The organism is Burkholderia sp. L-4, assembly GCF_056856535.1.
In genome coordinates this window covers 3,222,352-3,243,380 of the sequence record NZ_JBXEOX010000001.1, presented here as the reverse complement: position 1 = coordinate 3,243,380, position 21,029 = coordinate 3,222,352, and the positions used below count along the sequence as shown (strand labels likewise).

Genomic DNA, 21,029 nt, shown 5'->3' with positions numbered 1-21,029 from the left:
TCTTTTTCCGGCGGAATTCCGTGACGTTCTTTACTGATTACACGAACCTGGCCCTCATCGCGATCCTGGTGGTCTCCGGCGGCCTGCTGGCCTGGCCCGCACTGCGCCGCGGCCGTGGCGGCCTGTCGGCCGCGGAGGCGACGCAACTCATCAACCGTCGCAACGCGGTCGTGATCGACCTGCGCGCCGCGTCCGATTTCGCCGCCGGCCACCTGCCGTCGGCGCGCCAGGTCGCCGCGGGCGAGATCGGCGCGAAAATTGCGCAAGTCGCGAAGAACAAGAGCACGCCGGTGCTGCTCGTCTGCCAGAACGGCCAGCAGTCGCAGAAGGCGGCGCGCGAGGTCGAGGCGGCCGGTTACGCCGAGGTGCACGTGCTCGAGGGCGGCGTGGCCGCCTGGCAGCAGGCCGGGATGCCGGTCGTCAAACAAGGAGTGGCGAAGTGAACAAGGTTTTGATGTACAGCACGCAGGTGTGTCCGTATTGCATGCAGGCCGAGCGCCTGCTGAAGCTGCGCGGGGTCGAGCAGATCGAGAAGGTGCTGATCGATCGCGATCCGGCCCGCCGCGAGGAAATGATGACGCGCACGGGGCGCCGCACGGTGCCGCAGATCTATATCGGCGACACGCACGTCGGCGGTTACGACGATCTGTCGAAGCTCGACCGCGAAGGCGGGCTCGTGCCGCTTCTGCAAGCGGCCTGATTAGGGCAGAATGGCCGCCGGCCGCGCCGCGGCTTGGGCGCGCAGGATTCATCCGTGGCGGCCGGCGAGAAGCCGGGCCGCCCCGTCACCACTTTTAGGGAAACACCATGTCCGACGTCGAAAACCAACCGTTCTTCAACATCCAGCGCGTCTACCTGAAGGATATGTCGCTCGAGCAGCCGAATTCGCCGGCGATCTTCCTCGAGCAGGACATGCCGTCGGTTGAAGTCGAAGTCGACGTGAAGGCCGACCGTCTCGCGGAAAGCGTGTTCGAAGTCGTCGTGTCCGGTACCGTCACGGCGAAGGTGAAGGACAAGGTCGCGTTCCTGATCGAAGCGAAGCAGGCCGGTATTTTCGACATCCGCAACATTCCGGACGAACAGCTCGACCCGCTCGTCGGCATCGCTTGCCCGACGATCCTGTTCCCGTACCTGCGTTCGAACATCGCCGATGCGATCACGCGCGCGGGCTTCCCGCCGATCCACCTGGCGGAAATCAACTTCCAGGCGCTGTACGAGCAGCGCCTCGCGCAGCTTCAGCAGCAGGCCGGCGCCGCGGCAGGCGCGCCGAACGGCACGACGCTGAACTGACATTGAACGCAGACCGGTGCTGGGTATGAAAGTAGCCGTTCTCGGCGCCGGTGCCTGGGGCACCGCGCTCGCGGGCCATCTGGCCGCGCGGCACGATACGCTTCTGTGGGCGCGCGACGCCGCGCTCATCGCCGGGCTGCAGGCCCGGCACGAAAACGCCCGCTATCTGGACGGCATCGCGCTGCCCGACGCGTTGCGCTACGACGCCGATCTCGGCGCCGCGCTCGCGCACGGCGCCGCGGACGACGCGCTGTGCGTGATCGCCGCGCCCGTGGCCGGGCTGCGCACGCTGTGCCGCGCGATGCGCGACGCAGGCTGCGTGCCCGCGCATATCGTCTGGGTCTGCAAGGGCTTCGAGGCCGACACGCATCTGTTGCCGCACCAGGTGATCGCGGCCGAGCTGCCCGAACAGCAGAGCAACGGCGTGCTGTCGGGCCCGAGCTTCGCGCGCGAGGTCGGCCAGTCGCTGCCCGTCGCGCTGACGGTGGCGAGCACGTCGGCCGCATGCCGCGAGCGCACGCTCGCCGCGTTCCATCACGGCGCCATGCGGATCTACACGGGCGACGACGTGGTCGGCGTCGAGGTCGGCGGCGCGGTGAAGAACGTGCTGGCGATCGCGACCGGCATCTCGGACGGCCTGGGCCTCGGGCTGAACGCGCGCGCCGCGCTGATCACGCGCGGCCTCGCCGAAATGTCGCGGCTCGGCGTCGCGCTCGGCGGCCGCGCGGAAACCTTCACGGGCCTCACGGGCCTCGGCGACCTGATCCTCACCGCGACGGGCGACCTGTCGCGCAACCGTACGGTCGGCCTGCAACTGGCGGCCGGCCGCACGCTGAACGACATCCTCGGCGCGCTCGGCCACGTGGCCGAAGGCGTGCGCTGCGCGCAGGCCGTGCTGGCGCTCGCGCGCGCGCAGTCGATCGAAATGCCGATTACCGAGGCCGTGTGCGGCGTGCTGTTCGACGGCATCGCACCGCGCGACGCGGTCAGCGGCCTGCTGCGGCGCGACGCGCGCGCGGAGTAGCGCGAACCGGCGCTCCCCGGTGCGGTTGCGCCGGGCGCGCGGCACCAAAGCGGACTACGCTTGAACCGTCTCCGGCGTTCCGGGAGGGTGTCATGCTGCAGATCGGTTCCACCACGCTCGACGCGCGGGTCGTCGACATCACGACGCTCGAGGTCGACGCGATCGTCAACGCGGCGAACGGCTCGCTGCTCGGCGGGGGCGGCGTCGACGGCGCCATCCATCGCGCGGCCGGCCCCGGCCTGCTCGCCGAGTGCCGCACGCTCGGCGGCTGCGACACGGGCGACGCAAAGCTCACGCGCGGCCACGGGCTGCCGGCGCGCTACGTGATCCATGCGGTCGGCCCCGTATGGCACGGCGGCGGGCGCGGCGAGGCCGACCTGCTCGCGTCGTGCTACCGGCGGGCGATCGAGCTGGCCGAGGAGGTCGCCGCGACGTCGATCGCGTTTCCGGCAATCAGCTGCGGAATCTATCGTTATCCGGTCGAGGAGGCCGTCGGCATCGCGGTCGGCACCGTCGCCGAAATGCTGCCGCAGGCGCCGAACCTCGCACGCGTGGTGTTCGCGTGCTTTTCCCCCGACATCTACGACCTGTATCGCGTGCGGCTCACGCGGACCTGACGCATCGCGCGCCGCGGGTGGCGTGCCCGGTGGGTCAGGCGCCGCCTTCGAAGCCGGCCTGGCGCCACGCCTCGAACACGACCACCGCGACCGTGTTGGACAGGTTCAGGCTGCGGTTGTCCGGCCGCATCGGCAGGCGGACGCGCTGTTCGTCCGGAAAGCGCTCGAGCAGCTCGGCGGGCAGGCCGCGGGTCTCCGAGCCGAACACGAACCAGTCGCCCGGCAGGAACGCGTGATCGTGGAAGCGGCCCGAGCCGCGGGTCGTGAACGCGAACATCCGCGCGGGATCGGGTGCTTCGGATGCGACGAACGCATCCCAGTCGCGGTGCACGCGCATCTGCGCATACTCGTGATAGTCGAGGCCGGCGCGGCGCATCCGTGCGTCGTCGAGCGGGAAGCCGAGCGGCTCGATCAGGTGCAGGTGCGCGCCCGTATTGGCGCACAGGCGGATCACGTTGCCGGTGTTCGGCGGAATTTCGGGAGCGACGAGGACGACGTTGAACATGTTTCGGTTTGGCTGGGCCGGCCGGGGCCGCGCAACGTGCGCGTTCCCGGCCGGCCGGTTCGTGGCGGCCGCGGCCACGCAGGCGTGGCCGGCCTCTCTATCTAATTAATCCCTGGCGGTGCGCAGCGCAACCAGATTCGTCACGCGCGCGGCGCCCGCCGCCTTCAGCGCGTGCGCGGCGGCCGCGAGCGTCGCGCCGGACGTCATCACGTCGTCGACGAGCGCGATGTGGCGGCCGGCGACGTCACCGGCCACCACGAACGCCGCCATTACGTTGTCGCGCCGCGCCTGCCGGTCGAGCCGCGACTGCGGCGCGGTGTGGGCGACGCGCGCGAGCAGCGCCGCATCCGCGCGCACGCCGAGCCGGCGCGCGAGCGGACGTGCGATCGCCCACGCCTGGTTGTAGCCGCGCGCGACGAGCCGCCGGTGCGACAGCGGCACCGGCGCGACCCGGTCGAAACGGCCCGCGCCGCACGTATCGTCGACCAGCCGCGCGAGCCGCGCCGCGAATTCGGCGCCGAGTGCGAGCCGCGCGTGAAACTTCAGGCCGCGTGCCAGCCCGTCGAGCGGCGCGCGGTAATCCGCGAGCGCGAGCGTCGCATCGAACGGCGGCGGGGCAGTGCGGCACGCATCGCATCGATACGCGGCCGGATGGCCGGCACCGGTGCGGCGGCCGCCGCGCGAACGCGGCTGCCCGACACCCAGCGGCAGCGCGCAGGCGTCGCAGCGCAATCGCGCTTCATTCCAGTACGCGGCGTCGCAAGCGTCGCAGATCACGGCGTGTGACAAATTGCCGCACAGCGCGCAGCGATTCGGCAGCGCGACCGCGGCGACTTTCGCCGCCAGCATGCGAGCCTGCGACAAAACGACGCGCATCGTGCGTCCGGCGGAACTGCGGGTCATCGCAACACTCCTGCCACCCCGTCTCAATGAAGCTTCCGGGGCGAGCGAGTATACTTCGGGCTCTTCGCCAGTGTGCCCGACATGTCCCCAGCTTCGACTCCAACCGGCCGTCCGGCCAATGACGCCAGGCGCCTGCGGCGGATCTTCGACCGCCGTGCCGCCACCTTCGACGCGGTCGCGTTCCTGCCGCGCGAGATCGCGCAGCGGATGAACGAGCGTCTCGAATACATCAAGGTGAGCCCCACGGCCGTGCTCGATGCCGGCTGCGGCCCGGGCGACGATCTGCCGGCACTGCGCGCGCGCTTTCCGGAAGCGCCCGTGTTCGGCGTCGACCTGTCCGGCGCGATGCTCGCGCGGGCCGGTCAGCGCGAGGTCGAACAAACCAACTGGCGCCGCTGGCTGCCGGCGTCGCTCGGCCGCGCGCTGGGCCAGCGCGGGCCGCGCGTCGCGCAGGCCGATTTCGCCGCGTTGCCGTTCCCGGGCGGCGCGTTCGACCTGATCTGGTCGAATCTCGCTCTCCACTGGCATTCGCGTCCCGACGCGGTGCTGCCCGAATGGCAGCGCGTGCTGCGCGTGAACGGCCTGCTGATGTTCAGCACGCTCGGGCCCGACACGCTGCGCGAGCTGCGGGCGGCCTGCGCGGACGCCGAAGCGGCGCTGGGCATGGCGCCGCCCGCCGCGCGCGTGATCGATTTCGTCGACATGCACGACCTCGGCGACATGCTCGTCGAGAGCGGCTTCGAGATTCCCGTGATGGATCAGGAAGTGCTGACCGTCACCTACAAATCCCCCGATTCCCTGCTGGCCGACGTGCGCCGCTGGGGCGCCTATCCGTTCGAGCGCACGGCGCCGCGGCACGCGACGCGGCGCTTTCGCGCGGCGCTCGGCGACGCGCTGGCGGCGCGCCGGCGCGAGGACGGCACGATTCCGCTGACCTTCGAGGTGATCTACGGCCACGCATGGAAGGCCGTCCCGCGCACGACCGCCGAGGGGCACGGGATCGTGCGCATCGAGGATATCGGCAAGGGGCGTCCGAAGAATCGGTAAAGCGGTAAAGAGGGGTTTTGTTATGTCTGAAATTAGCGGCGCAAAGCGGGGTCGAATTGGCGCGAAAAATGGCCGAAAAGCTTGTCGCGCTTGGCTTGGCGGGCGATAGGCGCTTGCTTGTGGATGCCATTGAACCCGCCTATAATGCGTCAGCTTGTCGTCCCGGGGTCCCCGCAATACGGGGCGACGAGTCCGATGCAGGCATGCATCGCATGCCATTCGCGTGAGGCGGCGATGGAAGCAGCGAGGGTTTTGGCGGAGACGACGAACGGCGAGCCGGTCCTCGAAGACTGGCTGATCAAACGCAACTGTTCGGTGTCGCCACGCCAGTTCGTGCTGTTTTATGCGTCGCTCGCGGGCTTCTCGCTGGTGATCGCGTCGTTGCTGATGTGGAGAGGGGCCTGGCTCGTCATGCCCTTTACCGGAATCGAGTTGCTGGCAGTGGGTGTCGCATTTGCGATCCATGCTCGCCATGCGGTCGATTACGAGCGCATCAGGCTGTTTCCGCATCGGCTCGTGATCGAGCGGATGGATGCGGAGCGGCTCACGCAGATCGAATTCAACCCGCGCTGGGTGCGGGTCGAGCCGGGTGCGACGCCACGCGATCCGATTCGACTGGTATCGCGCGGGCAGACCGTCGTGATCGGGCAGCATCTCGCGCAGTACAAGCGTGCGCAGTTCGCCGACGAACTGCGCGTGTCGCTCAGGCGCTGCGGCTGACGAGGCGCGGGCACCGGCCGATACGGGCCGGCGGCTTGCGACGGGGGAGGGTTTGAATGGAAATTTTGGGTAAGGATGCTATGAAAACAATCAAGCGAGCCCTCACGGGCGTGCTGGCATGCAGCGGATTGCTCTTTGCCGGTGCCGCCCTGGCGGTCGGTGATAGCCCGGGCGGCCCCCGCGTCAACGAGATCAACTTTCAGCCGCCGGTCACGAAAATCGCCGAGGAGCTCTATGATCTCCACACGATGATGCTGATCCTGTGTACGGTGATCTTCGTCGGCGTGTTCGGCGTGATGTTCTATTCGATCTTCGCGCACCGCAAATCCAAAGGCCACAAGGCCGCCAATTTCCATGAAAGCACGACCGTCGAGATCATCTGGACGATCGTGCCGTTCGTCATCGTCGTGCTGATGGCGCTGCCGGCGACGAAGGCCGTCGTCGCGATGAAGGACACGACGAACGCCGATCTCACGATCAAGGTCACCGGCTACCAGTGGAAGTGGGGCTACGACTACGTGAAGGGCCCGGGCGAGGGCATCGGCTTCCTGTCGACGCTGACCACCCCGCGCGACGAAGTGATGGGCAAGAAGCCGATCACCGACACCTATCTGCAGGAAGTCGACAACCCGCTCGTCGTGCCGGTCAACAAGAAGATCCGCATCATCACGACCGCGAACGACGTCGTCCACTCGTGGTACGTGCCCGCGTTCGGCGTGAAGCAGGATGCGATCCCCGGCTTCGTGCGCGACACGTGGTTCAAGGCCGACAAGGTCGGCACGTTCCGCGGTTTCTGTACCGAGCTGTGCGGCAAGGAACACGCGTACATGCCGGTCGTCGTCGAAGTGCTGTCGGAGGACGACTACGCGAAGTGGGTCACGGCGCAGAAGGCCAAGCTGGCCAGCGCGTCGGTCGATCCGAACAAGGTCTACACGATGGCTGAACTCGTCGCGCACGGCGAGGAAGTCTACAAGGCGAACTGCGCGGCCTGCCACCAGGTGAGCGGCAAGGGCCTCGGCGCGTTCCCGGCGATGGACGGCAGCCCGATCGTGAACGGCCCGATCGCCGGCCACGTCGAGCGCGTGCTGCACGGCAAGGGCGCGATGCCGTCGTGGGCGTCGCTGTCGGACCTCGACATCGCGTCGGTCATCACGTACGAACGCAACTCGTGGGGCAACCACAAGAACGACCTGCTGCAGCCGAAGCAAGTGGCCGACGCGCGCAACGGCAAGATGCCGGAAGACGCGGCAGGCGCGGCAGCGGCACCGGCGGAAGCGGCATCGGCACCGGCGCAAGCCGCGTCGGGCGCCGCCGAGCAGCCGGCGGCAGCGGCATCGGCCGCGCTGTCGACGATCTACTTCGAAACGGGCAAGAGCGTGCTGCCGGCCGACGCGAAAGCGGCGATCGCCGCCGCGGCCGACTATGCGAAGGCACATCCGGACGCGAAGCTCGCGCTGTCGGGTTTCACCGACAAGACGGGCTCGGCCGACGCGAACGCCGAACTGGCGAAGCATCGTGCACAGGCCGTGCGCGACGCGCTGAAGGCAGCAGGCGTGGCGGAAGACCACATCATCATGAAAAAGCCGGAAACGATCACGGGCGGGGCTGACGCTAAGGAAGCCCGGCGTGTCGAGATCGGCCCGGCGGCTTGACGTGTCGCTGAGTTAGTCGACGTATTCGCATTAGGAGATTCTCATGTCTAGCATCGGGCACGACGTAGCCGCGGACCACGCGCACGACGACCACGCGCACGAAATGCCGCACGGCTGGCGTCGCTGGCTGTTCGCCACCAACCACAAGGACATCGGTACGCTGTACCTGCTGTTCTCGTTCATCATGTTCCTGTCGGGCGGCGTGATGGCGCTCGGCATCCGTGCCGAGCTGTTCGAGCCGGGCCTGCAGATCATGCGTCCGGAGTTCTTCAACGAACTCACGACGATGCACGGCCTGATCATGGTGTTCGGCGCGATCATGCCGGCGTTCGTCGGCTTCGCGAACTGGATGATTCCGCTGCAGATCGGCGCATCCGACATGGCGTTCGCGCGGATGAACAACTTCAGCTTCTGGCTGCTGCCGGTCGCGGCCGTGCTGCTGGTCGGTTCGTTCTTCGCACCGGGCGGCGCGACGGCTGCCGGCTGGACGCTGTACGCACCGCTGTCGACGCAGATGGGCCCGGGCATGGACTTCGCGATCTTCGCGGTCCACATCATGGGCGCGTCGTCGATCATGGGCGGGATCAACATCGTCGTGACGATCCTGAACATGCGCGCACCGGGCATGACGCTGATGAAGATGCCGATGTTCGCATGGACGTGGCTGATCACGGCGTACCTGCTGATCGCGGTGATGCCGGTTCTGGCAGGCGCGATCACGATGGTGCTGTTCGACCGCCACTTCGGCACGTCGTTCTTCAACGCGGCAGGCGGCGGCGACCCGGTGATGTACCAGCACATCTTCTGGTTCTTCGGCCACCCCGAGGTGTACATCATGATTCTGCCGGCGTTCGGGATCGTGTCGCAGGTGATCCCGGCGTTCGCACGCAAGACGCTGTTCGGCTATAGCTCGATGGTGTACGCGACGGCATCGATCGCGATCCTGTCGTTCATGGTCTGGGCGCACCACATGTTCGCGACGGGCATGCCGGTCACCGGTCAGCTGTTCTTCATGTACGCGACGATGCTGATCGCCGTGCCGACGGGCGTGAAGGTGTTCAACTGGCTCGCGACGATGTGGCGCGGCTCGATGACGTTCGAAACCCCGATGCTGTTCGCGATCGGCTTCCTGTTCGTGTTCACGTTCGGCGGCCTGACGGGCCTGATGCTCGCGATGGCGCCGCTCGACATCCAGTATCACGGCACCTACTTCGTGGTGGCGCACTTCCACTACGTGCTGGTGGCCGGCTCGCTGTTCGCGCTGTTCTCGGGCTGGTACTACTGGGCGCCGAAGTGGACGGGCTGGATGTACAACGAGACGCGCGGCAAGATCCACTTCTGGGCGTCGATGATCTTCTTCAACCTGACGTTCTTCCCGATGCACTTCGTCGGTCTGGCCGGCATGCCGCGTCGTTATGCGGACTACCCGGCGCAGTTCACGGACTTCAACCAGGTGGCGACGATCGGCGCATTCGGCTTCGGCCTCGCGCAGGTGTACTTCCTGTTCGCGGTCGCGCTGCCGGCCTACCGTGGCGGCGGCGAGCTGGAAAAGGCGTCGGACAAGCCGTGGGACGGCGCGACGGGCCTCGAGTGGACGGTGCCGAGCCCGGCTCCGTTCCACACGTTCGAGCAACCGCCGCACGTCGAGTAAGTTTCATGGTGCGCCCGGCCGCTGCCTGCCTTGATGGCAGGCGCGGCGGGCGCCGCATTGAGGTTTCAGCGAAGTTTCAGATGAACCGGAATCCACAAGAAAGACGAACGCCCGAGCAGATTCGCGCGGGCAACAAGCGGCTCGGCCTCACCCTGCTCGTCATCGCCGCCGTTTTCTTTGTGGGTGTCGTGATCAAGCAGTGGTGGCTGTCCACTCACTGATGCAGCAACTGACGCAGTAGCGAGGAAGTCGTCGTATGTCGAAGCCGGAAGAGGGCGCCGTCGATCGCGCGTTCAATCGTTCGATGCTGGTGAAGCTCTTCGTCGTGGCCGGACTGATGTTCGGTTTCGGCTTCGCGCTGATCCCGATGTATCGGGCGATCTGCCAGATCACCGGCATCAACAACCTGGTGCAGCGCGACGTCAGCGAGCGCGAGGTGAAGAACTCGCAGGTCGACTACAGCCGCACGGTGTCGGTCGAGTTCGATGCGAACGCGCGCGGGCCGCTCGGTTTCAAGCCGGAGCACAACAGCCTCGACGTGCATCCGGGCGAACTGATGACGATCGTGTACGACGTGACGAACGGGCAGGGCCGGCCGGTCGTGGCGCAGGCGATTCCGAGCTACGCGCCGAAGCAGGCGACGGAGTTCTTCAAGAAGATCGAGTGCTTTTGCTTTACGCAGCAGACGCTGGCCGCGAACGAGTCGCGCAAGATGCCGGTGGTGTTCGTGATCGATCCGAAATTGCCGAAGGACGTGAAGACGATCACGCTGTCGTACACGTTCTTCGAACTGAATACCCCGGCCACGCCGGCACCGGCGCAGCGCAGTACCGCGGCGCAGGGCACGGCGAAGCCGGACGCATGACGACGGAGGCGGGGCGATGACGGAGGTCAAGCGGGGCGGGTCGTTCGGCCAGGCGCTGAAAGCCGTGCTGTGGTCGTTCTTCGGCGTGCGCAAGCGGCGCGATCTGGAGGCCGATGCGACGCAGCTGAATCCGCTGCACGTGCTGATCGTCGCGTTGCTCGCGGCCGGCGTGTTCATCGGCGTGCTGATCCTGATCGTGCGTGCCGTCGTGGGCTGAGGCCCGCGGCCACGAAAGAATGCAGTGCGCGGCGTCACGGCGCGGCGTGCGGGAAAGAGCGGTGGCAGTCGCGCCGCGCAAGAAATAAAGCCGGAGCGGTTTCCGGTACACAAATTGGACTGAAGTGGAGAATCAAGCATGAGCGGTCAAAACCAGACCCCGTACTATTTCGTGCCGCATCCGTCGCAGCATCCGATCAGCGCGGCCATCGGCCTGCTGGTCATGCTCGGCTCGGTAGCGCTGTGGATCAACGGTCACGACTGGGCGCCGTTTACGGCGCTGCTCGGCCTGCTGTGGTTGCTCTTCACGCTGTATCACTGGTTCGGCGACGCGATCGCCGAATCGGAAGGCGGTCATTACGGCAAGAACGTCGACAAGTCGTACCGCTGGAGCATGAGCTGGTTCATCTTCTCGGAAGTGATGTTCTTCGGCGCGTTCTTCGGCGCGCTGTTCTATGCGCGTGAAATCGCGCTGCACCAGCTCGGCAGCCTCGACTACAAGCTGATCTGGCCGGACTTCTCCGCCGTGTGGCCGAACGAAGGCCCCGCCGCGCTCGCCGGGCACTTCAAGACGATGGGCCCGTGGCCGATCCCGACGCTGAACACCGCATTCCTGCTGTCGTCGGGTGTGACGCTGACGATCTCGCACCATGCGCTGCGTGACGATCATCGCAAGAAGGCGATCGCATGGCTGGCCGCGACGCTCGTGTTCGGTATCTGCTTCCTGTTCCTGCAGGGCTTCGAGTACTACCACGCGTACAACGAACTGAACCTGACGCTGAACTCCGGCGTGTACGGCTCGACGTTCTTCCTGCTGACGGGCTTCCACGGTTTCCACGTGTTCCTCGGCGGCACGATGCTCGCGGTGGTGCTGGTGCGGATGATCCGCGGCCACTTCAAGCCCGATCATCACTTCGCATTCGAAGGCGCCGCGTGGTACTGGCACTTCGTCGACGTCGTCTGGCTCGGCCTGTACGTCGTCGTCTACTGGCTGTAAATGGAAAAACGGCCCGCGCAGCAATGCGCGGGCCGTTTTCATTGGTGCCGACCGGGTAGCGCCGCTGCCTGCCGACACCACCCTGGCGCCGCCGCGACTCAGTCAGGCGGCGCTTTTGCTTGGTGGCGCGACCGTGCGGCGAAATGTCACAGCGGCCGCCGCGGCAACGGCATCAACGCCCGATCGGCAGGCCGGTCGAATGGATCCAGCCCATCCAGTTCGCGATCAGGATGAGCAGGAACAGCGACACCGACAGCCCGACACGGGTGGCGAGCGACCAGACCATGCGTTTCGTGTGGCCGCGGTCGTGCATCATGAAGTAGAGCGCCGAGCCCATGCTGGCAATGATGAGGACGAAGGCGATGGGAACGAGGATGTGCATGACACGAACCGGACGACGGCCATTCGAAAGGAAGGGGATAATTATCGCACTTCGCTTTCGCGCATGTGCCCGGCGGGCCGCATGATGAAGATCCGCTGGCTGCCCGCGCTCCTGATCCTCGTCGTCGTCGCCGTGACGATCCGGCTCGGTTTCTGGCAGCGCGATCGCGCGCACCAGAAGGAAGCGCTGCAGGCGAGCATCGCTCGCTACGAGCAGGCGGCGCCCGTCGACGTCGGCGCGCAGCCGATGCCGCTTGCGTCGATCGAGTTCCATCGCGTGCGGGCCAGGGGCCGTTTCCTGCCCGAGCAGGCGGTGTTTCTCGACAATCGGCCGTATAACGACCAGCCGGGTTTTTACGTCGTGATGCCGTTTAAACTCACGGGCGGCGGTGTCGTGCTCGTGAACCGCGGCTGGCTGCCGCGCAATATCGCCGATCGCACCGCGATCGAGCCGTTCGCGACGCCGGCGGGCGACGTCGAGATCGTCGGCATCGCGCGTGCCGACGCATCGCGTGCGTTCGAGCTCGGCGAGGGCGGGTCGGCCGCGCACCAGAAGATCCGGCAGAACCTGGACGTCGCCGAGTATGCGAAGGAAACGGGGCTGCCGCTGCAGCCGTTCGTGATCCAGCAGACGAGCGACGACGGCGACAAACTCGTGCGCGACTGGCCGGCGGCAACGACCGGCGTCGAGCGCAATTACGGTTACATGTTTCAGTGGTGGGCGATGGCGGTGGCCGCGCTCGGCTTCGGCCTGTACGCCGCGCGGCGTGCGGCGAAGAAGTCGGCCGGCGCATGAGCGCCATCCCAGGACGCGGCGCCGGCGCCGCGGGTTCGTTTCGAGAGGTCTGATTTGTCCATGCAATCTTCCCGTCAGGGTCCGGCCGCCGCGCCGATCTCGCCGGCGGCCCGCAAGCGCGGCCGCTGGATGCTCGTGCTGCTGGGTCTCGTGTGCGCCGCGCCGATGATCGCGTCGTACTTCACCTATTATGTGATCAAGCCGAAGGGCGGGTCGACGAACTACGGCACGCTGATCGAGCCGCAGCGCCCGATCCCGGCCGGTCTGCAGGTGACCGACGAAACCGGCAAGACCGTGCCGCTGGCGTCGCTGCGCGGCGTGTGGCTGTTCGTGATGACCGACCGCAGCGCGTGCGACGATGCGTGCGCGCAGAAGCTTTATTTCATGCGCCAGATCCGCGTCACGCAGGCGGGCGAGCGGCACCGGATCACGATGGTGTGGCTGCGCAGCGACGCGGGCGCGATGCCGCAGAAGGTGCTCGACGCGTACCCCGACACGCGCCGGCTCGTCGCCGATCCGGCCGCGGTGGCCGCATGGCTGCCGGCCGATGCCGGCACGAAGGACAGCGACCACATTTACCTGGTCGACCCGAACGGCAACCTGATGATGCGTTTCCCGAAGGACCCGAATCCCAGCAAGATCAAGTCGGACGTGACGAAGCTGCTGAAGTGGTCGAGCATCGGTTAAGGCAAGAGAACGAGGCACCATTCCGATGTCGTATCTACTGCAACTCGGCCTGATCGGCTTGTGCATCGCGCTGCTGCCGCTGTCGTACGTGTGGGTGAAGGCCGACGACGACAAGTTCCGCAAGCTCGTGTGGATCACCACCTTCCTGACGCTCGACCTCGTGATGTTCGGCGGCTTCACGCGGCTGACCGATTCGGGGCTCGGCTGCCCCGACTGGCCCGGCTGTTACGGCACGTCGTCGCCGTTCATCGCGCACGCCGCGATCACGGCCGCGCACCAGGCGATGCCGACGGGCCCCGTCAGCATGACGAAGGCGTGGATCGAGATGATCCACCGCTATTTCGCGATGGCGATCGGCGTGCTGATCATCGCGCAGGTCGTGATCGCGTGGGCCGCGCGGCTGCGCCGCCGCCCGCTGCACGTGTCGCCGTGGTGGCCGACGAGCCTGCTGCTGCTGATTCTCGTGCAGGGCGCGTTCGGCGCGTGGACGGTCACGATGAAGCTGCAGCCGGTGATCGTCACGATCCACCTGCTGCTCGGCCTCACGCTGCTCGGCACGCTCGGCTGGCTCGCGGCGCGGCAGACGCCGCTGCCGTCGTATGACCCCGAGGCCGGACGCTACCGCGCGGCCGCGCTCGCGGCGCTCGTGCTGCTGGTCGTGCAGATCGCGCTCGGCGGCTGGGTGAGCACCAACTACGCGGTGCTCGCCTGCACCGACTTCCCGACCTGCAACGGCCAGTGGATCCCGCCGATGGACTTCCAGCATGGCTTCCACCTGTGGCGCGCGCTCGGGATGACGAAGGACGGCGAGGCGATCACGCAGGACGCGCTGGTCGCGATCCACTGGACGCACCGCACGTTCGCGTTCGTCGTGGTCGCGTACCTCGTCGCGTTCGCGCTGAAGATGCGCCGCTTCGAGTCGCTGCGGCGGCCCGCGAACGGCGTGCTGCTGGTCGTGCTGCTGCAGTTCGTGACGGGCCTGACCAACATCGTGCTGCAGTGGCCGCTGCCGGTCGCCGTCGCGCACAACGGCGGGGCCGCGATCCTGCTGCTGCTCGTCGTCATGTTAAACTTTCGCATCCTTTCAAGCCGCCCCGGCCGTGTCGCGCAGCCTGCGCGCGACGCCGCCCCGGCGTGACCGTCCCCATGCAAAGCACCCTCTCCCAATCGCCCGGTAGCCGCTTTTCCCAGTACATGGCGCTGACGAAGCCGCGTGTCACGCAGCTCGCGGTGTTCTGCGCGGTGATCGGCATGTTCCTCGCGACGCCGGGCATGGTGCCGTGGCATGTGCTGATCGGCGGCACGATCGGCATCTGGCTGCTGGCCGGTGCCGCGTTCGCGATCAACTGCCTCGTCGAACAGAAGATCGACGCGATGATGCGCCGTACCGCGTGGCGCCCGTCCGCGCGCGGCGAGATCACGACGCCGCAGATCCTGCTGTTCTCGGCCGTGCTCGGCAGCGTCGGCGCATGGACGCTCTATACGTTCACGAACCCGCTGACGATGTGGCTGACGATCGCGACGTTCGTCGGCTACGCGGTGATCTACACGCTGCTGCTCAAGCCGATGACGCCGCAGAACATCGTGATCGGCGGCGCGTCGGGCGCGATGCCGCCGGCGCTCGGCTGGGCCGCCGTCACCGGCGCGGTGCCGGGCGACGCGTGGATCCTCGTGCTGATCATCTTCGTGTGGACGCCGCCGCATTTCTGGGTGCTCGCGCTCTATCGCCGCAAGGATTACGAGAACGCGGGGCTGCCGATGCTGCCGGTCACGCACGGCGAGAAGTTCACGCGGCTGCACATCCTGCTGTATACGGTGATCCTGTTCGCGGTCACGCTGATGCCGTTCATCTCCGGGATGAGCGGGGCCGTCTACCTGACGAGCGCGGTGCTGCTCGGCGCGGTGTTCCTCGCGTATGCGTGGAAGATCCATCGCGACTATTCGGACGAACTCGCCCGCAAGGCCTTCCGCTACTCGATCGTCTACCTGTCGCTGCTGTTCGCCGCGCTGCTCGTCGATCACTACGCACGCCCGCTGCTCGGCGTGTAACCGCACGGTTGAACGCAATGCTCCAATCAAGGTTCGGGCGCCGCGCGCGCCAAGGCTGGATGTTCGCGTGCGCATTCGCGGCGGCGCTGCTGCTCGCCGGATGCGACAACGCGCCGAAATTCCAGAATCTCGACATCACCGGCAACACGCAGTTCGGCAGTGATTTCTCGCTGCCCGATACGGCCGGCAAGGTGCGTACGCTCGCCGATTTCAAGGGCAAGGCCGTCGTGATGTTCTTCGGCTATACGCATTGCCCGGACGTGTGCCCCACCACGATGGCCGAGCTGTCCGAAGCATTGAAGCAGCTCGGGCCCGACGCCGCGAAGCGCGTGCAGGTGCTGTTCGTCACCGTCGACCCGGAACGCGACACGCCGGCGCTGCTCGGCCAGTACGTGCCCGCGTTCGATCCGTCGTTCATCGGCCTGCGGCCGGCCGACGAAGCGGCGCTGAAGAAGGTCACGAAGGATTTCCGCGTGTACTACGCGAAGGTGCCCGGCAAGACGCCCGGCAGCTACACGATGGATCACACGGCCGCGAGCTACGTGTTCGACCGCGACGGCAAGCTGCGCCTGTTCGTGCGCGACGGCCAGGGCCCCGGCCCGTGGGTCCACGACCTGAAGCTGCTGGTCGACTGACCGGCCGCCGCCGGGCGTCCTGCCCGGCGATCACGTGACGGCCGTCCCGCGCCGTCACGCTTTTCCTCTTTTCCCGCTGTCCGCCTGCGCTGAGCGCCGGGCGGCGCGCGCGTTACGGCAGCGCCGGCACGTTGAAGCCGGACGCGGCACGCGTGATCCGGAATTCGGTCACGCGATAGGTGGCGAGCCCCTCGGTGACGAACGGATCGGTCTCGAGGATCGCGTCGAGTGCGTCGCGATCGATGCGGGCCGCGAGGATCATGCCTCCTTCGCGCGGCACCTTCGGTCCCGCCGCGATGAAGATGCCCTTGTCGAATTGCGGCTGCAGATACGCGCGATGGCGTTCGAGCGCGTCGTCGATGCGTTCGAGCGACGCGGTGTAGTGGATGTCGATGACGTACATGGATGGCCCTGGAATGGTGCCGGCGCGTTGCGCGCCGGTCAGGCGGTCTTTGTAGCACAGCGGATGCGGGCTGTCGCGCCGGCGCTGCCCGCCGAGCGCCGGCGCGTATTCAAGTTGTAAGCCTCGTTGCCGTAATTGAAGGAGCAACCGTTTGCGCGGGACAGGCCGTTCGCGCGCATCGGCGCATCGACATCGACAAAGGCACGCAGATGAGCAGAATGAGTTTGAACCGCAAGCTGTGGCTCGCGCTTGCGCTGGTATGGGTCGGTCTGCTGGGCGTCGGCGCATGGAGCGCGTACGAGACGCGCGCGACGATGCTGGACGAACGCAAGGCGGGCATCGCGAATCTCGTCGACTCGGCGGCCGGCATCGTGAACGCGTATCACGCGCTCGCGCAGAGCGGCACGCTGCCCGAGGCCGACGCGAAGCGCGACGCGCTCGCGAGCCTCGCCGCGATGCGCTACGGCGATTCGGGCTACGTGTTCGTGATGGACTCGAAGCCGGTCGTGCTGATGCATCCGACGCTGCCGAAGCTCGTCGGCACGCAGGTCGGCGACTATCTCGATCCTGACGGCAAGCCGCTGTTCGTGACGATCCTGAACGCCGCGAAGGCGACCGGCAGCGGCTTCGCCGAATATCGCGGGCGGCTGCCGCACAGCGAGACGGCCGTGCCGAAGATCAGCTACGTCACGCGGTTCGCGCCGTGGGACTGGAACATCTCGAGCGGGGTGTTCCTGAAGGACATCGACACCCTCTATTACCGGACGCTGCTGGGCCACCTCGCGGTGGTGCTCGTGATCGGCTTCGTGATCAGCGCGGCGATGCTGGTGATCATTCGCAACGTGCGCGGCAGCCTGGGCGGCGAGCCCGACGAAGCGGCCGCGCTCGCGGCGCGCATCGCGCGGGGCGACCTGACGCAGCCGGTACCGGTGCGCGCGGGCGACCGCACGAGCATGATGGCCGCGATGCACGACATGCAGGCGCGGCTGCAGGCGACGCTCGGCGGGATCCGCCAGTCGGCGGAGTCGATCGCGTCGGCGAGCCGCCAGATCTCGGCCGGCAACGACGACCTGTCGCAGCGCACCGAGGAGCAGGCCGCGTCGCTCGAGGAAACGGCCGCGAGCATGGAGCAGCTCACCGCGACGGTGAAGCAGAACGCCGACAACGCGCGGCAGGCGAGCGGGCTCGCGAACAACGCGTCGGACATCGCGCGCACCGGGAGCGACGTCGTGAGCCGCGTGATCGGCACGATGGGCGAGATCGACGACAGCTCGCGCAAGATCGCCGACATCATCGGCGTGATCGAGGGCATCGCGTTCCAGACCAACATCCTCGCGCTGAACGCGGCGGTCGAGGCCGCGCGCGCGGGCGAGCAGGGGCGCGGTTTCGCGGTGGTCGCGGGCGAAGTGCGTTCGCTCGCGCAGCGCAGCGCGACGGCCGCGAAGGAAATCCGCGAACTGATCGTCGACTCGGTCGAGCGCGTACGCAACGGCTCGACGCTGGTCGGCCAGGCTGGCACGACGATGGGCGAGATCCTGCAGGCCGTCGCGCGCGTGACCGACATCATGGGCGAGATCGCGGCCGCGTCCGAGGAGCAGGCGAGCGGCATCACGCAGGTCGGCCGCGCGGTCACGCAGATGGACCAGGTGACGCAGCAGAACGCGGCACTCGTCGAGGAAGCCGCCGCGGCTGCCGCGTCGCTGCAGGAACAGGCCGCGCGGCTGCGCGACGCGGTCGGCGCGTTCCGGGTCGGCGACGCCGGCGGGCTGGCGCCGCGCCGGGCCGGCGAGCAGGCGGCCGAGCCGGCGTTCGGGGCGAACACGGCCGGCGAGACGGCGGTGAGGTAAAGCGTGCCGGCCGACGCGCGACGCGTCATGAACGCAACTAACGGCCGAACCCCGCACCTGCCGCCAGCACTGTACCGGTGCATACCCATATGAGCGGGATGTATTTCACTTCCCGCCGATCCTGTGACACCATTTGCCCCTTCCTGCGAGTCGGGGCTTACCCGTATCGCGCCCCATTTTTTAGCAAGCAAGAAAGCGAGAAACAGATGAAGCGTCGCAGTCTCCTGAAGGTATTTTCCGTACTGGCCACCGGTGCCGCGCTGACGCTGTCGGCAGGCGCGCGCGCCGACGACAAGGTGATCAAGGTCGGCACGGTCGCCGGCCCGGATGCGGAAGTGTGGCAAGTCGTGCAGAAGGTCGCGAAGGAGAAGGAAGGCCTGAACGTGAAGGTCATCGAATTCAACGACTACGTGCAGCCGAACGCGGCGCTCGACGCGGGCGACCTCGACGCGAACAGCTTCCAGCACCAGCCCTACCTCGACAGCCAGGTGAAGCAGCGCGGCTACAAGATCGTCAGCGCGGGCCTGACCTACATCTCGCCGATCGGCGTGTACTCGAAGAAGTACAAGTCGCTGAAGGACCTGCCGCAAGGCGCGAAGCTCGCGGTGCCGAACGATCCGTCGAACGAGAACCGCGCGCTGCTGCTGCTGCAGACGCAAGGCGTGATCAAGCTGAAGGCGGGCGCCGGCACGGGCGGCAACAACGCGACGGTGCTCGACATCGCCGAGAACCCGAAGAAGCTGAAGATCTCCGAACTCGACGCCGCGCAACTGCCGCGCGTGCTGTCGGACGTCGATGCCGCCGTGATCAACACGAACTACGCGCTGGCCGCGAACCTGCAGCCGACCAAGGACGCGATCGCGCTCGAATCGCTGACGAGCCCGTACGCGAACCTGATCGCCGTGCGCGCGAAGGACAAGGATCAGCCGTGGGTGAAGAAGCTGGTCAAGGCGTACCAGTCGCAGGAAGTGCGGGAATTCATCAAGAAGCAGTTCAAGGGCTCGATGGTCGCGTCGTTCTGAGCGCCGCACACCGGTCGGACCGCTGAACGAAAAGGGCCTGCATCGCGCAGGCCCTTTTTTCATGGGCGTCCGGCGCGCGGCGCCCGTTCACATCTCGCCGCGCCGCGAGCAGATCGACATGATCTGCTGGATCGCGTAGTTGTCGCGCACGCCCGGCAGTGACTGCACGACGCACTCGTGAAAGCGCCGCTCGCGCGGCAGCAGCATCGCGTTGTTGCGGTACAGCGCGTCGCACGAGCGCTGGATCAGCTGCGCCGCCGCGCCGTTGCGGCTTTCGCGCAGCGCATTGAGCATGCAGTCGTCGTATTGCGCGCTGCCGTCGGTCAGCGCGCATGCGGTACCGGGCAGCGCCAACGCGACGGCCACGCATGCGATGGTTCGGATCCCCCGTTTCATCTGCCCTCCGATGGCGTGGATTGGGTCGGCCGACAGCATAACGTAAAGCCGCGCGCGCGGCTGACGCGTTGGCCGACACCGGCCGGCACCGCCGTCGGCCGGGCTTCGCGCGCATTTTCGGGCTCCGGCGCGTGCCGCGATCCGGCGTACCGGGCGAAAGCGTTCAGTCAGGCGGTGGTCTGCGGAAATGGTATGCTCGTGCGTTCGCCGCTGCACGCTTTCCCGGAGCGTGCGCGGGCCGATCGCCGGCGTGTCGTACGCGCGGCGGCGCCCGCCCGACGGCGGCGGGAATCCATCATCCAGAACCGACACAATACGGGGGAGACTCACCCATGAAGCGATTCAAGACTTTCGCGATCCGTTCGATCGCGGCCGGCGTCGCCGCATTCGCGCTGGCCGGCGCCGCGCATGCGCAGACCGTCAAGGTGCTGTCGATCGTCGATCATCCGGCGCTCGATGCGATCCGCGACGGCGTGCGCGCCGAACTGAAGGCGGAAGGTTACGGCGACGACAAGCTCAAGTGGGAATACCAGAGCGCGCAGGGCAACACGGGCACGGCCGCGCAGATCGCGCGCAAGTTCGTCGGCGACCAGCCGGACGTGATCGTCGCGATCGCGACGCCGGCCGCGCAGGCGGTCGTCGCCGCGACGAAGAGCGTGCCGGTCGTCTATTCGGGCGTCACCGATCCGGTCGCCGCGCAGCTCGTGAAGGGCTGGGGCCCGTCGGGCACCAACGTGACGGGCGTGTCCGACAAGCTGCCGCTCGATCGCCAGGTCGCGCTGATCAAGCGCGTCGTGCCGAATGCGAAGACGGTCGGCATGGTCTACAACCCGGGCGAGGCGAATTCGGTCGTCGTCGTGAAGGCGCTCAAGGAGATCCTCGCGAAGCAGGGGATGGCGCTGAAGGAAGCCGCCGCCCCGCGTACCGTCGACATCGGCCCGGCCGCGAAGAGCCTGGTCGGCAAGGTCGACGTGATCTACACGAATACCGACAACAACGTCGTGTCCGCGTACGAAGCGCTCGTGAAGGTCGCGAACGAAGCGAAGATCCCGCTCGTCGCCGGCGACACCGACAGCGTGAAGCGCGGCGGCATCGCGGCGCTCGGCATCAATTACGGCGATCTCGGCCGGCAGACGGGCAAGGTCGTCGCGCGCATCCTGAAGGGCGAGAAGCCGGGCGCGATCGCGTCGGAGACGAGCAGCAACCTCGAACTGTTCGCGAACACGCGCGCGGCCGCGAAGCAGGGCGTCACGCTGTCGCCGGATCTCGTCAAGGAAGCGAAGACGGTCATCAAGTAAGCCGCGGCACGCGCGCCGCGCTTGCCGG

The 21,029-nt window shown here is 67.3% G+C and carries 26 protein-coding genes; 21 read left to right on the top strand and 5 right to left on the bottom strand.

From position 1 onward, the window contains the following. Positions 1-20: 20 nt before the first annotated feature. The 5 genes from AC1VVG_RS15135 (at position 21) to AC1VVG_RS15115 (ending at position 2,931) form a co-directional block, all read left to right on the top strand. The gene (locus tag AC1VVG_RS15135) at positions 21-443 is read left to right on the top strand and encodes a rhodanese-like domain-containing protein (RefSeq protein ID WP_034189223.1); all 423 of its coding nucleotides are present in this window, start codon (positions 21-23) and stop codon (positions 441-443) included. Continuing rightward, the gene (grxC, locus tag AC1VVG_RS15130) at positions 440-700 is read left to right on the top strand and encodes a glutaredoxin 3 (RefSeq protein WP_006477722.1); all 261 of its coding nucleotides are present in this window, start codon (positions 440-442) and stop codon (positions 698-700) included. The genes AC1VVG_RS15135 and grxC overlap by 4 nt, the downstream gene beginning before the upstream one ends. 107 nt (positions 701-807) lie before the next feature. Further along, the gene (gene secB / locus AC1VVG_RS15125; protein ID WP_011353285.1) at positions 808-1,290 is read left to right on the top strand and encodes a protein-export chaperone SecB; all 483 of its coding nucleotides are present in this window, start codon (positions 808-810) and stop codon (positions 1,288-1,290) included. A 25-nt stretch (positions 1,291-1,315) separates the two neighbouring features. After that, complete coding sequence (locus AC1VVG_RS15120) at positions 1,316-2,314, top strand: NAD(P)H-dependent glycerol-3-phosphate dehydrogenase (protein ID WP_034189224.1); 999 nt, start codon at positions 1,316-1,318, stop codon at positions 2,312-2,314. 92 nt (positions 2,315-2,406) lie between these two features. Beyond that, a complete protein-coding gene (locus AC1VVG_RS15115; protein WP_034189225.1) occupies positions 2,407-2,931 on the top strand; it encodes an O-acetyl-ADP-ribose deacetylase in 525 nt (174 codons plus the stop codon). A gap of 34 nt (positions 2,932-2,965) precedes the next feature. Here the strand turns inward: AC1VVG_RS15115 and trmL are convergent, their stop codons facing one another. Then, a complete protein-coding gene (trmL, locus tag AC1VVG_RS15110; protein WP_034189226.1) occupies positions 2,966-3,436 on the bottom strand; it encodes a tRNA (uridine(34)/cytosine(34)/5-carboxymethylaminomethyluridine(34)-2'-O)-methyltransferase TrmL in 471 nt (156 codons plus the stop codon). Positions 3,437-3,541: 105 nt separating this feature from the next. Beyond that, a complete protein-coding gene (locus AC1VVG_RS15105; protein ID WP_482835810.1) occupies positions 3,542-4,339 on the bottom strand; it encodes a ComF family protein in 798 nt (265 codons plus the stop codon). A gap of 81 nt (positions 4,340-4,420) precedes the next feature. Between AC1VVG_RS15105 and AC1VVG_RS15100 the strand changes: the two genes are divergently transcribed. From AC1VVG_RS15100 to AC1VVG_RS15065, 8 genes are all read left to right on the top strand, one after another. Further along, positions 4,421-5,386 (top strand): methyltransferase domain-containing protein, encoded by a 966-nt coding sequence (locus AC1VVG_RS15100; protein ID WP_034189228.1) that lies wholly within the window; start codon positions 4,421-4,423, stop codon positions 5,384-5,386. 195 nt (positions 5,387-5,581) lie between these two features. Continuing rightward, entirely contained in the window at positions 5,582-6,106 is a 525-nt protein-coding gene (locus tag AC1VVG_RS15095) for a DUF2244 domain-containing protein (RefSeq protein ID WP_049030539.1), read from the top strand. 56 nt (positions 6,107-6,162) lie between these two features. Next, on the top strand, positions 6,163-7,758 hold the full coding sequence (coxB, locus tag AC1VVG_RS15090; RefSeq protein ID WP_034189230.1) for a cytochrome c oxidase subunit II: 1,596 nt from the start codon (positions 6,163-6,165) through the stop codon (positions 7,756-7,758). 43 nt (positions 7,759-7,801) lie between these two features. Further along, entirely contained in the window at positions 7,802-9,409 is a 1,608-nt protein-coding gene (ctaD, locus tag AC1VVG_RS15085) for a cytochrome c oxidase subunit I (protein ID WP_021163746.1), read from the top strand. A gap of 80 nt (positions 9,410-9,489) precedes the next feature. Further along, positions 9,490-9,630, top strand: a complete 141-nt coding sequence (locus AC1VVG_RS15080) for a cytochrome oxidase small assembly protein (protein ID WP_006752059.1) — start codon at positions 9,490-9,492, stop codon at positions 9,628-9,630. Positions 9,631-9,665: 35 nt separating this feature from the next. After that, positions 9,666-10,274, top strand: a complete 609-nt coding sequence (locus AC1VVG_RS15075) for a cytochrome c oxidase assembly protein (protein WP_034189231.1) — start codon at positions 9,666-9,668, stop codon at positions 10,272-10,274. 16 nt (positions 10,275-10,290) lie between these two features. Next, positions 10,291-10,491, top strand: coding sequence for a DUF2970 domain-containing protein (locus AC1VVG_RS15070; protein ID WP_021163748.1), 201 nt, complete (start codon positions 10,291-10,293; stop codon positions 10,489-10,491). A gap of 138 nt (positions 10,492-10,629) precedes the next feature. Beyond that, positions 10,630-11,487, top strand: a complete 858-nt coding sequence (locus AC1VVG_RS15065) for a cytochrome c oxidase subunit 3 (RefSeq protein ID WP_027785504.1) — start codon at positions 10,630-10,632, stop codon at positions 11,485-11,487. Positions 11,488-11,659: 172 nt separating this feature from the next. Here AC1VVG_RS15065 and AC1VVG_RS15060 read toward each other — a convergent pair whose 3' ends face one another. Further along, a complete protein-coding gene (locus AC1VVG_RS15060; protein ID WP_011353273.1) occupies positions 11,660-11,869 on the bottom strand; it encodes a twin transmembrane helix small protein in 210 nt (69 codons plus the stop codon). An 84-nt stretch (positions 11,870-11,953) separates the two neighbouring features. Between AC1VVG_RS15060 and AC1VVG_RS15055 the strand changes: the two genes are divergently transcribed. The 5 genes from AC1VVG_RS15055 to AC1VVG_RS15035 are packed head-to-tail and all read left to right on the top strand — an operon-like array spanning position 11,954 to position 16,035. Beyond that, positions 11,954-12,664, top strand: coding sequence for an SURF1 family protein (locus AC1VVG_RS15055; RefSeq protein WP_226253551.1), 711 nt, complete (start codon positions 11,954-11,956; stop codon positions 12,662-12,664). A 60-nt stretch (positions 12,665-12,724) separates the two neighbouring features. Further along, complete coding sequence (locus tag AC1VVG_RS15050) at positions 12,725-13,351, top strand: SCO family protein (protein WP_034189232.1); 627 nt, start codon at positions 12,725-12,727, stop codon at positions 13,349-13,351. Positions 13,352-13,376: 25 nt separating this feature from the next. After that, the gene (locus tag AC1VVG_RS15045) at positions 13,377-14,489 is read left to right on the top strand and encodes a COX15/CtaA family protein (RefSeq protein ID WP_034189233.1); all 1,113 of its coding nucleotides are present in this window, start codon (positions 13,377-13,379) and stop codon (positions 14,487-14,489) included. Positions 14,490-14,497: 8 nt separating this feature from the next. Next, positions 14,498-15,400, top strand: coding sequence for a heme o synthase (cyoE, locus tag AC1VVG_RS15040; RefSeq protein ID WP_034189234.1), 903 nt, complete (start codon positions 14,498-14,500; stop codon positions 15,398-15,400). Positions 15,401-15,417: 17 nt separating this feature from the next. Beyond that, positions 15,418-16,035, top strand: coding sequence for an SCO family protein (locus tag AC1VVG_RS15035; protein ID WP_049030543.1), 618 nt, complete (start codon positions 15,418-15,420; stop codon positions 16,033-16,035). Between the two features lie 112 nt (positions 16,036-16,147). Here the strand turns inward: AC1VVG_RS15035 and AC1VVG_RS15030 are convergent, their stop codons facing one another. After that, positions 16,148-16,438: a YciI family protein gene (locus tag AC1VVG_RS15030; protein ID WP_034189236.1), complete on the bottom strand. Its 291-nt coding sequence runs from the start codon at positions 16,436-16,438 to the stop codon at positions 16,148-16,150. Between the two features lie 209 nt (positions 16,439-16,647). Between AC1VVG_RS15030 and AC1VVG_RS15025 the strand changes: the two genes are divergently transcribed. Together AC1VVG_RS15025 and AC1VVG_RS15020 are read left to right on the top strand one after the other, a co-directional pair. Then, positions 16,648-18,285, top strand: coding sequence for a methyl-accepting chemotaxis protein (locus AC1VVG_RS15025; protein WP_034189237.1), 1,638 nt, complete (start codon positions 16,648-16,650; stop codon positions 18,283-18,285). Positions 18,286-18,491: 206 nt separating this feature from the next. Next, complete coding sequence (locus tag AC1VVG_RS15020) at positions 18,492-19,307, top strand: MetQ/NlpA family ABC transporter substrate-binding protein (protein ID WP_034189238.1); 816 nt, start codon at positions 18,492-18,494, stop codon at positions 19,305-19,307. An 87-nt stretch (positions 19,308-19,394) separates the two neighbouring features. Here the strand turns inward: AC1VVG_RS15020 and AC1VVG_RS15015 are convergent, their stop codons facing one another. Continuing rightward, entirely contained in the window at positions 19,395-19,703 is a 309-nt protein-coding gene (locus AC1VVG_RS15015) for a VF_A0006 family four-cysteine protein (protein ID WP_034189239.1), read from the bottom strand. 332 nt (positions 19,704-20,035) lie between these two features. Between AC1VVG_RS15015 and AC1VVG_RS15010 the strand changes: the two genes are divergently transcribed. Beyond that, complete coding sequence (locus tag AC1VVG_RS15010) at positions 20,036-21,001, top strand: ABC transporter substrate-binding protein (RefSeq protein WP_482835809.1); 966 nt, start codon at positions 20,036-20,038, stop codon at positions 20,999-21,001. The last annotated feature ends 28 nt before the right edge of the window (positions 21,002-21,029 follow it).

Coding starts and splice junctions, on each gene's coding strand:
- secB (WP_011353285.1), top strand. CDS start 808: ATGTCCGACGTCGAAAACCAACCGTTCTTCAACATCCAGCGCGTCTAC.
- AC1VVG_RS15120 (WP_034189224.1), top strand. CDS start 1,316: ATGAAAGTAGCCGTTCTCGGCGCCGGTGCCTGGGGCACCGCGCTCGCG.
- AC1VVG_RS15115 (WP_034189225.1), top strand. CDS start 2,407: ATGCTGCAGATCGGTTCCACCACGCTCGACGCGCGGGTCGTCGACATC.
- trmL (WP_034189226.1), bottom strand. CDS start 3,436: ATGTTCAACGTCGTCCTCGTCGCTCCCGAAATTCCGCCGAACACCGGC.
- AC1VVG_RS15105 (WP_482835810.1), bottom strand. CDS start 4,339: ATGACCCGCAGTTCCGCCGGACGCACGATGCGCGTCGTTTTGTCGCAG.
- AC1VVG_RS15100 (WP_034189228.1), top strand. CDS start 4,421: ATGTCCCCAGCTTCGACTCCAACCGGCCGTCCGGCCAATGACGCCAGG.
- AC1VVG_RS15095 (WP_049030539.1), top strand. CDS start 5,582: ATGCAGGCATGCATCGCATGCCATTCGCGTGAGGCGGCGATGGAAGCA.
- coxB (WP_034189230.1), top strand. CDS start 6,163: ATGGAAATTTTGGGTAAGGATGCTATGAAAACAATCAAGCGAGCCCTC.
- ctaD (WP_021163746.1), top strand. CDS start 7,802: ATGTCTAGCATCGGGCACGACGTAGCCGCGGACCACGCGCACGACGAC.
- AC1VVG_RS15080 (WP_006752059.1), top strand. CDS start 9,490: ATGAACCGGAATCCACAAGAAAGACGAACGCCCGAGCAGATTCGCGCG.
- AC1VVG_RS15075 (WP_034189231.1), top strand. CDS start 9,666: ATGTCGAAGCCGGAAGAGGGCGCCGTCGATCGCGCGTTCAATCGTTCG.
- AC1VVG_RS15070 (WP_021163748.1), top strand. CDS start 10,291: ATGACGGAGGTCAAGCGGGGCGGGTCGTTCGGCCAGGCGCTGAAAGCC.
- AC1VVG_RS15065 (WP_027785504.1), top strand. CDS start 10,630: ATGAGCGGTCAAAACCAGACCCCGTACTATTTCGTGCCGCATCCGTCG.
- AC1VVG_RS15060 (WP_011353273.1), bottom strand. CDS start 11,869: ATGCACATCCTCGTTCCCATCGCCTTCGTCCTCATCATTGCCAGCATG.
- AC1VVG_RS15055 (WP_226253551.1), top strand. CDS start 11,954: ATGAAGATCCGCTGGCTGCCCGCGCTCCTGATCCTCGTCGTCGTCGCC.
- AC1VVG_RS15050 (WP_034189232.1), top strand. CDS start 12,725: ATGCAATCTTCCCGTCAGGGTCCGGCCGCCGCGCCGATCTCGCCGGCG.
- AC1VVG_RS15045 (WP_034189233.1), top strand. CDS start 13,377: ATGTCGTATCTACTGCAACTCGGCCTGATCGGCTTGTGCATCGCGCTG.
- cyoE (WP_034189234.1), top strand. CDS start 14,498: ATGCAAAGCACCCTCTCCCAATCGCCCGGTAGCCGCTTTTCCCAGTAC.
- AC1VVG_RS15035 (WP_049030543.1), top strand. CDS start 15,418: ATGCTCCAATCAAGGTTCGGGCGCCGCGCGCGCCAAGGCTGGATGTTC.
- AC1VVG_RS15030 (WP_034189236.1), bottom strand. CDS start 16,438: ATGTACGTCATCGACATCCACTACACCGCGTCGCTCGAACGCATCGAC.
- AC1VVG_RS15025 (WP_034189237.1), top strand. CDS start 16,648: ATGAGCAGAATGAGTTTGAACCGCAAGCTGTGGCTCGCGCTTGCGCTG.
- AC1VVG_RS15020 (WP_034189238.1), top strand. CDS start 18,492: ATGAAGCGTCGCAGTCTCCTGAAGGTATTTTCCGTACTGGCCACCGGT.
- AC1VVG_RS15015 (WP_034189239.1), bottom strand. CDS start 19,703: ATGAAACGGGGGATCCGAACCATCGCATGCGTGGCCGTCGCGTTGGCG.
- AC1VVG_RS15010 (WP_482835809.1), top strand. CDS start 20,036: ATGAAGCGATTCAAGACTTTCGCGATCCGTTCGATCGCGGCCGGCGTC.